Below are 13,144 nucleotides of genomic sequence, written 5' to 3'. Positions count from 1 at the left end.
CCGCCCGCGAGCCGCGGACGGGCCGATTCCCGTCAGGTTCGGGCCACCTCAGGACGTGTGGCGGAGCATCGCCGAGACGACCGTGTCCCATGTGCGGCGCGGCAGCCCGTTGCCGGTGCCCGGCAGGACGAGCAGTTCCGCGCCGGGGATCTCGGCGGCCAGCGCGCGGGCGTTGCCGAGGGGGAAGAACGGGTCGTCCGCGCCGTGGACGACCAGGGTCGGCGCGGTGATGCCGCCCAGGCGCTCGCGCCAGCGCGGGCCGCTGTCGAGGGCGGCGAAGGCGGTCGCCATCTGGTCGGCGCGGTGCGCCCCGCCCGGGTCAACGCCCGGGTCGAGCGTGGCGAGCGTCCTGTAGTGGATCTGTTCGATGGCCTCCCGGGCCTCGGCCTCGTCGAACTCCGGGCCGGACATGTGGCGCGCGTTCTCCAGCATGAAGGCGACGACGGATTCGCGGTCCGCCCAGTCGACCTCGGGCGGGTTCCTGAAGTGGGCCATCAGCTCGGGCGCGTGCTCGGGCAGGTCGGGGTCGCTGGGACCGGGCGCGGTGGGCCTGGTGGCGATGAGCGTGAGGGTGGTCACGCGGTCCGGGTGGTCGAGGGCGAGGAGCTGGGCGATCCAGCCGCCGACCCCGAGGCCCGCGACGTGCGCGCGCGGCAGGTCCAGTGCGTCGAGGACGCCGGCGGCGTCGGCGACCAGGTCGCGCAGCGTGTGGTCGGGGGCCTCGGGGTCGGCGGCGGCGCCCGGGGTACGGGACCGCCCGGTTCCGCGCAGGTCGTAGCGGACGACGAAGCGGCGCAGGGCGGCCAGGCGTGCGCAGAGGTCGTCCGGCCAGGTGAGCATGGTGTTGCCCACCAGCAGGATCGGCGTGCCGGCCGGATCACCGGACGTCTCGACCCACAGGTCCGCTCCGTTGATGCGTTTCTCCATACCGGGTTGGACTCCCCGGGCGCCCGGAACTCATCCCTCCTCGGCGACGATGGCGCTCAGCGCCTCGGTGATGTTCGCCTCGGCCTTCGCCTTGTCGATGCCGAGGCCGGAGAGGACGCCCGTGCCGTCCTCGAATTCGAGGAGGGCGAGCAGGACGTGCTCGGTTCCGATGTAGTTGTGGCCGAGGCGCAGCGCCTCGCGGAAGGTGAGTTCCAGGGCCTTCTTGCTGTCCGCGTCGTAGGGGATGAGGTCGGGGACGTTCTCGGACTCCGGTGGCAGCGCCTCCGTCGCGGCCTGGCGGACCGCGTCGAGCAGGACGTCCTGCGCGACGATCGCCTTCGCGCCGAGCCCCTCGGGTTCGGACAGCAGCCCGAGGACCATGTGCACGGGGCCGATGTGGTCGTTGCCCGCGGCCCGCGCCTCGTTCATCGACGCCACGACGATGTTGCGGGCGCGCGGGGTGAACCGGGAGAAGCCGTCCTGCGGGTCGAGGTCGGACGTCAGCCCCTTCGGGACGAAGCGCTTCTGCGCCGCCTGCTTCGTGACGCCCATGCTCCTGCCGATGTCCGTCCAGGACGCGCCGGAGCGGCGGGCCTGGTCCACGAAGTGGCCGATGAGGTGGTCGGCGACGTCGCCGAGGTGCTCGGCGGCGAGCACCGCGCTGCGCAGCTGTTCGAGGGCGTCGGTGTGCACCTTCTTGATGCCGTTGATCAGGTCGTCGAGCCGGATCTGCCCTACGGGCTGGGTGGGTTCGGTCATGCGTCAACTCTAGGTTGACGATCCACAATCGTCAACCCGAGGTTGACGGTCACCAGTCGGCGGCGCCGGCGAACGTCGTGGGAAGCGGGTCGTATCCGAGGACCTCTCTGGCGGCGGTGATGTCGAGGGTGCGCTCCACGGCGAGATGGCTGATCGCGTAACGGGTGACACGCGGTGGTTCGGGACGGTTCGCCAGCAGGAACGCGCCTTCGGCGAGAGCGGCCAGCGGGCGCGCGACGGCGGCGGGCACGTACACCGGCCTGGCGCGCACGCCGCGCTCGCGGAGGATCTCGCGGAACGCGTCGTCGAGCGTCACCGGAGCGGCGTCCGCGACGTTGAAGACGCCCGAGGCGACCGGGCCCGTCGCGGCCAGCACGCACGCCTGCACGAGGTTGGCGATCGACGTCAGGCTGATGCGCTGGCGGCCCGTCCCGGCGGCGGTCAGCACCGGCCCCCGCACCGCGGACAGCACGCGCGGCAGCAGGGTCGTGTCGCCGGGACCGTAGACCGCGTGCGGGCGCAGGATGATCGTGCTGGGGGCGGCGCGGACCGCGCGCTCGGCGGCGGCCTTCGAGGCGCCGTAGGCGTTCATGTACCGGCGCACGGGGGCCTCGTCCTCGGCGGCCATGACGCTCGGGCGGAACGGGTCGTACACGCTCGCCGTGCTGACGTGGACGAAGCGCGCGCCGGGGAAGGCCGCCAGGACGCTCCGGGTGCCGGTGAGGTTCGCGGCGAACAGCCCGGCGGCGGGCCCCCAGTCGGTGACGCTGCCCGCGCAGTGCACCACCGCGTCGACCTCGGGCGCGTCCGCGAGCGGGCCGCGCGTGATGTCCCAGGCCCGGTAGGCCGCGCCGCCCAGGTGGGCCGCGTCCACGGACGCGCGGCGGCCGTAGGCGAACACCGTGCCGCCCTCGGCCGCCAGCTTCCGGCACACCGCGCCGCCGACGAAACCCGAGGCGCCCGTCACCGCGATCCTCACGGGCTCACCAGCTCGCGCAGGCGGGCGCGGTCGAGCTTGCGGGTCCGGCCGGAGCGGGGCATCCCGTCCAGGACGACGATGCGGTCGGGCAGCGCGTCGTGGTCGATGACGCCGGGGAGGGCGCGGCGGAGCCGGGCGGGCAGGTCGGCGGGGCCGACCACCGCCAGCACCACCTCCTCGTCGCCCGTCCCCGGGTCGGGGACGCCCACGATGGCGGCCTCGGCCACGTCCGGGAGCGCCGCGATCGCCGGCTCGTACAGGCCCGGGTAGAGGTTGAACTTGCCGCGGATCAGCATGTCCTTCTTGCGTCCCATGAGGATCAGGCGGCCCCCGTGCCCGGGCGCGCCGTCCAGGCGTGCCAGGTCACCGGTCGGCAGCTCGGCGAGGGGGGCCGCGCCGAGATAGCCGCGGCAGAGGTTGGGGCCGGAGAGCAGCAGTTCGCCGTCGTCCGCGATCCGGGCGCCGACCCCGGGCAGCGGCGCGCCGAGGAGGTCGCCGGACCCGGTGTGGGCGAGCTTCTCCTCCGCCGACGCGATGGCGACCGGCAGGATCTCGGTCATCGCGTAGACGGACAGGACCTCGGCGGACGGCGCCGCCGCGACCGCCCGGCGCAGGATCGCCGGGGGCGCGGGAGCGGCCCCGAGCAGCACGTGCCGCAGGGTCGGCGGCAGCTCGGGCGACGCGTCCAGGACGTCGGCGAGGTGGACGGGCACGCAGAAGACGTGCGTGGCGCCCCGGTCCCGCATCAGCCGGGCGAAGCGGCCGGGCGGGCAGGACAGCGGCGGCATCGACCACCGCGCGCCCGCGATCAGCGTCGGCAGCCCGAGCATGAGCTGGTCGGTGTGGACGACGTCGCCGGGGCCGAGCGGCAGCCGCGCCCGGAACAGGTCGAGCGCCGCCGCCAGGGACGCCCGGGTGTGCACGACGGCGCGCGGGTCGGCCGTCGTCCCCGAGGTGAAGATCACCGCGGCGGGGGCGCCGGGGTCCTCGTCCGGGCCGGGCTCCGGCGCGTCGCCCGACGCCAGCCGCGCGAACGACAGCGCGTTCCCCGGCACCCCGGGCAGGCGGCGGCCGACGTGGATGTGCCGCATCGGGTCCGCGCCGGGGACCTGGAGGTCGGCGAGGTTCGGCAGCAGCAGCCCGCGCCGCCGCGCGTACGCCCGGACGGGCCGCAGCCGGCTTCCCGCGTACAGCACCGACTCGGCCGCCGACCAGCGCGGGCGCGCCAGCCGCAGCCGCGCGGTGAACATCTCCGGCCCGGCGCCCGGGTCGGCGAACACGACCACTCCCCCGGCCGCGACCACGCCCAGCGCGAGGACCAGCGACTCCGGCGACGGCCGCACCGAGAACAGCACCCCGTCCCCCGGCGCGAGCCCGGCCGACAGGAGCCCGTGCCGGACGGCGAGCACCCGCCGCCGCAGGTCGCCATAGGTGAGTTCGGCGCCGTCCCCCGCGACCAGGGCGACCTCGGCCGGAGCCGCGGCGGCCTGGTCGAGCAACCGCTGGACGAGCGTCATGCCGCCCCGCCTTCCACGGGGTCTCCGGCGGGGCCTTCCCGCGGCCCCTCCGCACGCACGGCCAGGTACCGGTACGTCGGGATCAGCACGCCCCGCGCCGCCGCCCGCCGCGTGATCACCAGGGGCGCGGCGCCGAGGACCGTGCGGGCGACGCGCCGGATCTGCGCCATGGCCAGCGGGTACCCGATGCAGAAGTGCGGGCCCGCGCCGAACCACAGCCGCCGCAGCTCCGGCGGATGCGGGCGGTCGGGGTCGAACGGGCCGTGGGCGCGGCAGCAGTTGTGCGTGGCGATCAGCACCCGGTCGCCGGGGCGGACCGCGACGCCGCCGACCGTCGCCGGGCGGTGCACGCTGCGCAGCATCACGGGCGTCGGCGTCGTCACCCGCATCGCGTCCTCGATGGCGCGGTCGAGCAGCGGCGGGTCGCCCGCCGCCTGGGAAAGGCGGCCGTGGTCGTGCAGCAGGGCGACCAGCCGCGGGATGAAGGTCGCGACGGTCTCCGTGCCGGTCAGGAAGAACGCCCCGGCGGCGCCGCGCGCCTCGTCCCGCGACAGGCCGAGCGCCCGCATCCGCCCCATGACCGTCGACTCGTCGCCCAGGTACGCCTTCTCCGCGGCGTCGCCCAGCGGGTCGAGGACCTCGCGGGCGCGCCGCGCCTGAGCCGGGGACAGCCGGCGGGTCCGCAGCGACACCATCGACACGACCCGCTCGCCCTGCTCGAACAGGTCCCGGCAGGCCGCCTCGGTGCGCAGGTCCAGGCCGATGACCTCGCTGATGACCGCCGCCGCCATGACCCGCGCCGCGTCCACCAGGTCGACGGCCTCGCCGCGCCGGAGCCGGTCGTCGAGCCGCGCGAGGGGTTCGCCCAGCACCCGGTCGCACAGCGCCTCGGTGTATGCCGGGACGAACAGGTCGGTCAGCCGGCGCCGCAGCGCCCGGTGCGCCTCGCCCTCCATGTTGAGCAGGACGGACGGCCCCAGCACCGGCGTCCACAGGTCTCCGGGCGAGCCCGGCCCGTCCTTGCGGAACGTCTCGCCGTCCATGAGGATCTCGCGGGCGAGGGCGGCCTCGTTCACCACCACGCCGAGGCCCGGCACGCGGACGATCTCGCCGCGCCTGGCGATCCCCCGCAGCAGCGGGTAGGCGACCGGATGCGCGGTCAGGTACAGGCGCCGCTCCCAGTTCACCGGATGTCCGCGCTTCACCGGATGTCCACGACGTCGGGCATGTAGCGGTGGTCGGCGTACCAGCCGAGGGTCTTGACCAGGCCGTACGCGCGCAGCCGCCGCACCGACCCGTACATGACCACGTCCTTGCGCAGCCCGTAGGCGTCGGTGATGTAGCGGACGCGGTTGACCAGCGCGCGGTCCTCGTGGACCTCCTCGATCCGGGTGCGCGGGAAACCCCCGGCCCGCTCGTACAGGTCCGCCGTGATCGCGAGGTTGCAGCCCGGCATCATCACGTAGGGGCCGAGGTAGGCGGGGTCCTGGTTGCCGGGCCGGAAGCGCCCGAACAGGGCGGCGAGATCGATGACGGCGGGCAGCAGGCGCCGTTCCCAGAACTTCAGCGGGAACTCGTCGGTGCGGGGCAGCAGCGGCCCCGACACCAGCTCCAGGCCGTCGCCGAACGCCCGCCGGACCGCCGCGACCCAGCCGCGGTGCGGCAGGCAGTCGGCGTCGGTGCGGGCGATGTGCGTGGCCCCGGCGCTGATCGCGTGCCGGACGCCGGTGTCGGACGCGGCGCCCGTCCCCTTCTCCGGTTCGTGGACGATCCGGACGTCGAACGGCGCCTCCTCCGCGGCGAACTCCTTGACGACCCGCGCCGTGTCGTCGGTGCTGCCGTTGTCGACCACGACGAGCGAGAAGCCCGTGTCGGTCTGCGCGGCGAGGCGGCGCAGCGTCGCGCCGATCGACCGCTCCTCGTCATAGGCGGGGACGACGACCCACAGGTCCATGGTCACAGCTCCGCGAACAGGACGCCGAGGCTGATGCCGCCGGCGAGGCCGATCATGGCGATGCGGTCGCCGGGGCCGCAGCGCCCCTCGGCGAGCGCGGTGGCGAGCTGCAGCGGGAGGCTCGCGGACGCGACGTTGCCGTGCTCGGGGAGCGTGACGACGAGCCGGTCCGCCGGGACGCCGAGGACCGACCGCAGCACCTCCAGGTACGGGAGCGTCACCTGGTGGACGGCGACGACCGCGAAGTCGTCCCACCCGAGCCCCGTCTTCTGCAGCGCGGTCGTGAAGATCTCCGGCCCGCCGGCGAGGAACGCGTCCTTGAGCCGGCGCCCGTCCCCGCTGAAGTAGGTGTACTCGGGGTCGCGGGGGTGCATCGAGCCGCCGGCGGGCAGCGTCCCGATCCGCCAGGCGCTGGAGACGGCGGCGAAGTCGCGGTAGAAGATCCCGCCGTCGGGGGCCGCCTCGACGAGCGCCGCGGCGCCGCCGTCGGAGAGGGTGTAGCCGGCGAAGGCGTCCACGAACTGGGCGCGGTCGCGGACCTTCCAGCGGACGGCCCGCGACGGGCTCTCGCCCGTGCAGACCAGCACCCGCTCGTGCTGCCCGGTGCGGATCAGCGCGTCCGCCATCTGCAGGCCGTTCAGGAAGCTGTTGCAGGCGTTCTTGACGTCGAAGACCGGGCAGGCCGCGCCGAGCTTGGCCGCGACGATGTGCGCCGTGGCGGGCTCGATCAGGTCCTGGGAGGCCGATCCGAAGATCAGCAGGTCGATGCCCGCCGCCTGGAGCCCGCGCCGCGCGAGGACGTCGCGGGCCGCGGCGACGGCCAGGTCGGACGCCTGCTCGTCGTCCCGCATGACGTGCCGGGCACGGATCCCGGTCATCCGCTCGACGATCGTGGGATGCGGCCGGTAACCGCCGTCCGCCGCGCTCTCGGCGGTGACGCGCGCCTCGACCTCGGCGCTGGTGACCGTCCGCTCGGGCAGGTACGCCGCGACGGCGGCGATGCGGGCTCTCATGGGCTGGGGTCCCCCGGTTCCTCGTACTCGGTGGACGATCAGACTCGCCGACCCCGGACGCTCCGGCGAGAGCGACCCTACGGAACCAGGGTGGGCGTTGTACCCCGGTTCGCCGTGAGTACCGCCACTCATCCGGATTGAGTACTACCGCGTTTCCAACGGCTCCGCCACCCGGCATGATCGGCGGGCTGACCAGCACGAAGATCGAAAACGGCGGACCAGGCCCTACACCTCGGGGATCTCCTCCGGAATCTCCGCGGACGGGCCGGGGGCCGGGTTCTCCGGATTCCCGGGGCCGCCGGGGTTTCCGGGGTTCTCGGGGGCCGTCGGGAACACCGGCCGCACCGGCTCGGGCTCCCGGGGCGGCGAGTTCCACCACCACAGCGCGAACGAGATCGCGAACAGCACCAGCACGATGCCGATCAGCTGGAGCACCGACCGCCGGTAGCTCGGCTCGCGGTACCCGCGGCGCCGCAGGAGGCTCACCCCGCCGGTGCGCCGGGCGCGCCGGGCGGCGCGGCGCATGCGCCGCCGCTCGCGCCTGCTCGGGGGCCGGATCCGCTCGCGCGCGCTCGGCTCGGTGAACGTGGCGCCTCTGACGAAGTCGTCGTCGAACACGGGCTCGTCGAAGTCTGCGGCCATGGTTCTCTCCGGCGCCGGGGGCGATCGGAGAACCCAGGCTAGTCGACGCCCCGGGGCGATCCATCCCCCGATTTATAGAACAAGTTCTACCTGGCATTCCGGCCGCGAGTGACGAACCTCACCGGCCGCCGATCTTGAGATCGATCATGTTCCCGTGGCAGGGACACGCCCACCGCGTCCGCACACCTCAGGATGGTGGTGACCTGCAGAGACTCCCGACAAGACGCCAGATTAGACTTGAGTCTCATTTGCTCTTGAAGTCGGCGTGGAACGCGTTCTACGGTGAGGACGAGTTCGCGCCGTGCACCGGGAGGAACCGCCCATGACCGCCACCGCACCGGAGACCCCCGTCCCCGCGGGATTCGACTTCAGCGACCCGGACCTGCTGGCCGAGCGCGTCCCGCTCGCCGAGTTCGCCCTGCTCCGCCGGACGGGACGGCCCTGGTGGAACGCGCAGCCGCGCGGCCGCACCGGATTCGACGACGACGGCTTCTGGGTGATCAGCAAGCACGCGCACGTCAAGGAGATCTCGCGCGACCACGAGCTGTTCTCCGCCAACGCCAACGGCGCGATCATCCGGTTCAACGAGTCGCTCGGCACCGAGGAGCTGGACGTCCAGCGCGAGAACCTCCTGCTGCACATGGACCCGCCGCAGCACACCAAGCTCCGCCAGATCGTCTCCCGCGGCTTCACGCCGCGCGTGATCAACCGGCTGCACGACGCGCTGCAGGAGCGGGCGGGGCGGATCGTCGCCGAGGCCCGCCGGCGCGGCGGCGAGGGCGACTTCGTCACCGAGATCGCGGCCGAGCTGCCGCTGCAGGCCATCGCCGAGCTGATGGGCGTCCCGCAGGAGGACCGCCGGCGGCTGTTCGACTGGTCCAACCAGATGCTCGGCTACGACGACCCCGACTACGACGCCGACCCCGCCTGCGCCGCCGCCGAGATCATCGGCTACGCCATGGAGCTGGCCGAGCGGCGGCGCGGCTGCCCCGCCCACGACATCGTCACGAAGCTGGTCCAGGCCGACGTGGACGGGCGCGGCCTCACCGACGACGAGTTCGGCTACTTCACGATCCTGCTCGCCGTCGCGGGCAACGAGACGACCCGCAACGCCATCTCCCACGGCATGATCGCGTTCATGGACGCCCCGGAGCAGTGGGAGCTGTTCAAGGCCGAGCGCCCCGAGACCGCCGTCGACGAGATCGTCCGCTGGGCGACACCGGTGACCGCGTTCCAGCGCACGGCCACCCGCGACACCGAGCTGGGCGGCGTGGAGATCAAGGCGGGCGACCGCGTGGCGATGTACTACAGCTCCGCCAACTTCGACGAGGAGGTCTTCGAGGACCCCGCCTCGTTCGACATCGGCCGCTCCCCCAACCCCCACCTCGGGTTCGGCGGCACGGGGGCGCACTACTGCATCGGCGCGAACCTCGCCCGGCTGGAGATCCGGCTCATGTTCGACGCGATCGCCGACCAGATGCCGGACATCGCGCGCCTCGCCGAGCCGCGCCGGCTGCGCTCCCCCTGGCTGAACGGCATCAAGGAGCTCCCCGTCCGCTACGCCTAGCCGCCGGGCGATCCTGCTTACCGGGACGCGGTCTCCGCGGGGAAATCTAGAACGGGTTACAGTTGAAGGCGAATCACGTTCTAGAAGGAGACCGCATGGGAACCCCGGTGATCGTCGAGGCGGTGCGCACACCGCTCGGAAAGCGCAACGGCTGGCTGGCGGGCATGAAGGCCCAGGCCGTCCTGGCGCACGCGCTCAACGCCGCGGTCGGGCGCGCCGGCATCGACGCCGCCGAGGTGGAGCAGGTGTTCGCCGGCTGCGTGACGCAGGCCGGCGAGCAGGGCGGCCACGTCGGCCGCTACGCCTGGCTGTACGCGGGCCTGCCCTGGCAGACCGGCGTCACCACGATCGACGCCCAGTGCGGGTCGGCGCAGCAGGCCGTCCACCTCGCCGCCTCGCAGATCGCCGCAGGCGTCGTGGACGTCGCGATCGGCTGCGGCGTCGAGGTGATGAGCCGCGCGCCCCTCGGCAGCAACGTCCTGCCCGCCGACCCCCGGCCGGACGACTGGTCGATCGACATGCCGAACCAGTTCGAGGCCGCCGAGCGGATCGCCGCCCGCCGCGGCATCACCCGCGCCGACCTCGACGCGTTCGGCGCCCGCTCGCAGCAGCTCGCGGCCAAGGCGTGGGCCGACGGCCGCTTCGACCGCGAGGTCGCCCCCGTCACGGCGCCCGTCCTCGACGCCGAGGGCAACGTGACCGGGGAGACCCGCGAGGTCACCCGCGACCAGGGCCTGCGCGAGACCACCGCCGACGGCCTCGCCGGCCTCCGCCCGGTCATGCCGGACGCGCTGCACACGGCGGGCACCTCGTCCCAGATCTCCGACGGCGCCGCGGCCGTCGTCCTCATGTCCGAGGAGAAGGCGAAGGCCCTCGGGCTGCGCCCCCGCGCCCGCATCAAGACCCAGGCCCTGGTCGGCTCGGAGCCGTACTACCACCTGGACGGCCCGGTCCAGTCGACCGAGCGCGTGCTCCAGCGGTCCGGCATGACGATGGGCGACATCGACATCACCGAGATCAACGAGGCGTTCGCCTCGATCGTGCTGTCCTGGGCGTCGGTCCACAAGCCGGACATGGACAAGGTCAACGTCAACGGCGGCGCCATCGCCCTCGGCCACCCGGTCGGCGCGACCGGCTCGCGCCTGATCACGACCGCCCTCCACGAGCTGGAGCGCCGCGACGCCGGCACGGCCCTCGTCACGATGTGCTGCGGCGGCGCGCTGTCCACCGCGACCATCCTCGAACGGATCTGACCGGACGACGGACGACCCCGGCCCCGGCGCACCGCCGGGGCCGCCACTCTGAGCAGGCGCGAAAGGCGGTCCCTCCTTGCAGCCGGAACCCGAAGACCTCGGCGGCGGACTGTGGAGCGTTCCAGTCCCGATCCCGGACAACCCGCTCGCCTACACCCTGGTCTACGCGGTGGAGAGCCCCCAGGGCCCCGTCCTGATCGACGCGGGCTGGCACCACGAGGACGCCTGGGCGGCACTGCGCGGCGGACTCGGCACGTTCGGGATCGACGTCGCCGACGTCCGCGGCGTGGTCGTCACCCACTACCACCCCGACCACGCGGGCCTCGCGGGCCGGGTCCGCGAGGCGTCCGGGGCCTGGGTCGCCATGCACCACGCGGACGCCGAGATCACCCGGCTGTTCCGCTCCGTCGGGCAGGGCGGCCGCCGCACGTTCGAGCTGACCGCGCTGCGCCGCGCGGGCGCGGGCGAGTCGGACCTGGCCGCGCCGCCCCCGGACCGCCGGGTCGAGCCGCCCGCCGTCCCGGACCGGGAGCTGTCCGACGGCGACCTCGTCGACCTCCCCGGCCGCCGGCTGCGCGCCATCTGGACGCCGGGCCACTCCCCCGGCCACATCTGCCTCCACCTGGAGGACGGCGACCGCATCTTCACCGGCGACCACGTCCTGCCCCGCATCACCCCCCACATCGGCCTGTACCCGTACGACATCCCGGACGTCGACCCGCTCAGCGACTTCCTCGGCTCCCTCGACAAGGTCTCCGCGATGTCCGTGGACGAGGTACTGCCGGCCCACCAGTACCGCTTCAACGGCCTCTCCGCCCGCGCCCAGGAGATCATCGAGCACCACGAGCAGCGCCTCGCCGAGGTCACCGCCCTGCTGTCCGCTCACCCCAAGACCCTGTGGGACATCACGGCGGGCCTCACCTGGCGCAACCCCTGGCAGGAGATGGCCCAGTTCGCCCGCCGCATGGCCGCCGCCGAGGCCGCCGCCCACATCCGCACCCTCGAAACCCGGGGGGTCGCCCGCCGCGAAGGCACCACCGACCCCCTCCGCTACCGCCTCCGCTGACCCGGCCGCGACGGCAGCCCGCCGCCGCGCGGACCAAGGGCGGACCGGGGCGGACCGGGTGGCCCGGCCATGATCGACGACCACCACAGAGGCCACCCTGTCCAGGAACCCGCCCGCCGACCACTCAGCCTTGGACAAGGCCCCAGGGCCATTCGATCTCGCCTACCGGGTGGACAAGCCTCCCGGAGGCGAAGACGGCATACTCCGGCCTCCACCAGTAGCGGAAGTCGGGGTCGTCGAAAAACGCCAGCGCCAGGGACCGGATCGGCGAGCAGGGCCACGCTTCAACATCAATGTGCAGGGGACTCGCAAAAAGTGCTTCCGGAGGGACCTGCGAGCAAGCGCTACAACCGGTGAACCGATCCACCCGCACCTCGCATCGGCCATCTTCCGTGAACATATACGCGGCTGATATCCGCTGAGGTTCATGAACGACCAGTCGTTCAAGATCTCTCTCATCCAGCCGCATCATCAGAAAGTCAAGCAACTCCTCCACGAGATGCTCAAAGCGCGCCACACCGGAATCGTCCCATGACACACCACGGCCCCGCCCGGAGCCCCCACGCGGCAGGACACCGTGACCGCCTGCCACGCGTTCGACGCCAACATGTCGTCAATCTCATTGACATCACCACACCGGGCCACCCCGCAGTCGAGCGGGCAGGTCCGGCATCCTAGCCGCGCAGCCTCGTAGGCTCTTGCTAAGCAGCGTGGGTATCGGTGCTGCGCAGTACGTACATGTCGTCCCCGAAAACGGCCGAGATCTGGAGCTCTCCGCCGAGGGCCTCGACGTATCGGGCGATGACCTCGACGGTGGAGACCTCGCCTCGCTCGATCTGGGAGACGCGGCTCTTGGTCACGCCCATCCGGTCGGCCACCTCGCTCTGCGACAGTCCGATGGCCTTACGCCTGTCCGCGAGCCGGTGCCCATCGATGTACGCCTGATTGCGCTTACGGGCCTCGGCCACGCCCTGTTCGCCACCGGCAGCCGCAACTACATCGGGCCGCACATCGCTCCACTTGGGGAAGTTCGTCATAGTTCCCGCCCCTCTTCGCTCTCTCGCTCCTTGACGTAGTCGGCGTACAACTCCTCGGCGCGCGGAATCGCTTGCCGATACCAGCCAGACCAGTCCCCCGACTTGTCTCCGCCCAGCAGGAGGATCGCCGACCGCCACGGGTCGAAGACGAACAGGATCCGAACCTCTGTGCGTCCCGCCGACCCCGGACGCAGTTCCTTCAGGTTGTGGATCTCCGAACCTTCCAGCCGATCGACCATGGGCGGCCGAGTGCGGGACCGCCCTCGGCCAGCCGGTCAATGGCGTCCACCACCTGGGCCTTGGAGCGCTCGTCCAACGTGTCGACCCATGCGAGGAACTCGTTGGTGACGCGTATCTCCCACTCCTCGCCCATGGCGAGCCGAGTTTAGCAAATCCTTCACCCCGGAGCAGGTGGAGGTAGGTGGTGGGC

The 13,144-nt window shown here is 72.9% G+C and carries 15 protein-coding genes; 3 read left to right on the top strand and 12 right to left on the bottom strand.

Annotated elements, in window-relative coordinates; genetic code table 11:
* Nucleotides 1-48: 48 nt before the first annotated feature.
* The 8 genes from E1289_RS21595 to E1289_RS21560 form a co-directional block, all read right to left on the bottom strand.
* Nucleotides 49-927, bottom strand: a complete 879-nt coding sequence (locus tag E1289_RS21595; RefSeq protein ID WP_131982932.1) for an alpha/beta hydrolase — start codon at nucleotides 925-927, stop codon at nucleotides 49-51.
* 30 nt (nucleotides 928-957) lie between these two features.
* Entirely contained in the window at nucleotides 958-1,686 is a 729-nt protein-coding gene (locus E1289_RS21590) for a Clp protease N-terminal domain-containing protein (RefSeq protein WP_131982930.1), read from the bottom strand.
* A gap of 49 nt (nucleotides 1,687-1,735) precedes the next feature.
* Nucleotides 1,736-2,665 carry an NAD(P)-dependent oxidoreductase gene (locus E1289_RS21585; RefSeq protein WP_131982928.1) on the bottom strand — a complete coding sequence of 310 codons (930 nt, stop codon included), beginning with the start codon at nucleotides 2,663-2,665 and terminating at the stop codon, nucleotides 1,736-1,738.
* Nucleotides 2,662-4,182: a class I adenylate-forming enzyme family protein gene (locus tag E1289_RS21580; RefSeq protein WP_131982926.1), complete on the bottom strand. Its 1,521-nt coding sequence runs from the start codon at nucleotides 4,180-4,182 to the stop codon at nucleotides 2,662-2,664. The genes E1289_RS21585 and E1289_RS21580 overlap by 4 nt, the downstream gene beginning before the upstream one ends.
* Entirely contained in the window at nucleotides 4,179-5,387 is a 1,209-nt protein-coding gene (locus E1289_RS21575) for a cytochrome P450 (protein WP_243713031.1), read from the bottom strand. Before E1289_RS21575 ends, E1289_RS21580 begins: the two co-directional genes overlap by 4 nt.
* Nucleotides 5,384-6,136 (bottom strand): glycosyltransferase family A protein, encoded by a 753-nt coding sequence (locus E1289_RS21570; protein ID WP_131982924.1) that lies wholly within the window; start codon nucleotides 6,134-6,136, stop codon nucleotides 5,384-5,386. Before E1289_RS21570 ends, E1289_RS21575 begins: the two co-directional genes overlap by 4 nt.
* 2 nt (nucleotides 6,137-6,138) lie before the next feature.
* The gene (locus E1289_RS21565; RefSeq protein WP_131982922.1) at nucleotides 6,139-7,149 is read right to left on the bottom strand and encodes a ketoacyl-ACP synthase III; all 1,011 of its coding nucleotides are present in this window, start codon (nucleotides 7,147-7,149) and stop codon (nucleotides 6,139-6,141) included.
* A gap of 225 nt (nucleotides 7,150-7,374) precedes the next feature.
* Nucleotides 7,375-7,791, bottom strand: coding sequence for a hypothetical protein (locus E1289_RS21560; RefSeq protein WP_131982920.1), 417 nt, complete (start codon nucleotides 7,789-7,791; stop codon nucleotides 7,375-7,377).
* Nucleotides 7,792-8,113: 322 nt separating this feature from the next.
* On the opposite strand from E1289_RS21560, the gene E1289_RS21555 reads away from it, so the two are divergent.
* The 3 genes from E1289_RS21555 to E1289_RS21545 all read left to right on the top strand — a co-directional run bounded on the left by E1289_RS21555 (nucleotide 8,114) and on the right by E1289_RS21545 (nucleotide 11,677).
* Nucleotides 8,114-9,358, top strand: coding sequence for a cytochrome P450 (locus E1289_RS21555; protein WP_131982918.1), 1,245 nt, complete (start codon nucleotides 8,114-8,116; stop codon nucleotides 9,356-9,358).
* A gap of 95 nt (nucleotides 9,359-9,453) precedes the next feature.
* Nucleotides 9,454-10,611, top strand: a complete 1,158-nt coding sequence (locus E1289_RS21550) for a steroid 3-ketoacyl-CoA thiolase (protein ID WP_131982916.1) — start codon at nucleotides 9,454-9,456, stop codon at nucleotides 10,609-10,611.
* Between the two features lie 76 nt (nucleotides 10,612-10,687).
* Entirely contained in the window at nucleotides 10,688-11,677 is a 990-nt protein-coding gene (locus tag E1289_RS21545) for an MBL fold metallo-hydrolase (RefSeq protein ID WP_131982914.1), read from the top strand.
* A gap of 124 nt (nucleotides 11,678-11,801) precedes the next feature.
* Here E1289_RS21545 and E1289_RS21540 read toward each other — a convergent pair whose 3' ends face one another.
* The 4 genes from E1289_RS21540 to E1289_RS40335 form a co-directional block, all read right to left on the bottom strand.
* Nucleotides 11,802-12,194, bottom strand: a complete 393-nt coding sequence (locus tag E1289_RS21540) for a hypothetical protein (protein WP_131982912.1) — start codon at nucleotides 12,192-12,194, stop codon at nucleotides 11,802-11,804.
* 184 nt (nucleotides 12,195-12,378) lie between these two features.
* A complete protein-coding gene (locus E1289_RS21535; RefSeq protein WP_131982910.1) occupies nucleotides 12,379-12,714 on the bottom strand; it encodes a helix-turn-helix transcriptional regulator in 336 nt (111 codons plus the stop codon).
* Complete coding sequence (locus tag E1289_RS21530) at nucleotides 12,711-12,953, bottom strand: type II toxin-antitoxin system RelE/ParE family toxin (RefSeq protein WP_347813587.1); 243 nt, start codon at nucleotides 12,951-12,953, stop codon at nucleotides 12,711-12,713. Before E1289_RS21530 ends, E1289_RS21535 begins: the two co-directional genes overlap by 4 nt.
* Nucleotides 12,914-13,087, bottom strand: coding sequence for a hypothetical protein (locus E1289_RS40335; protein ID WP_347813586.1), 174 nt, complete (start codon nucleotides 13,085-13,087; stop codon nucleotides 12,914-12,916). The genes E1289_RS21530 and E1289_RS40335 overlap by 40 nt, the downstream gene beginning before the upstream one ends.
* Nucleotides 13,088-13,144: the final 57 nt, after the last annotated feature.

The sequence above is a fragment of the Actinomadura sp. 6K520 genome (assembly GCF_004349245.1).
Taxonomy (GTDB): Bacteria; Actinomycetota; Actinomycetes; order Streptosporangiales; family Streptosporangiaceae; genus Spirillospora.
This window is presented reverse-complemented; position numbering and strand designations above follow the sequence as displayed.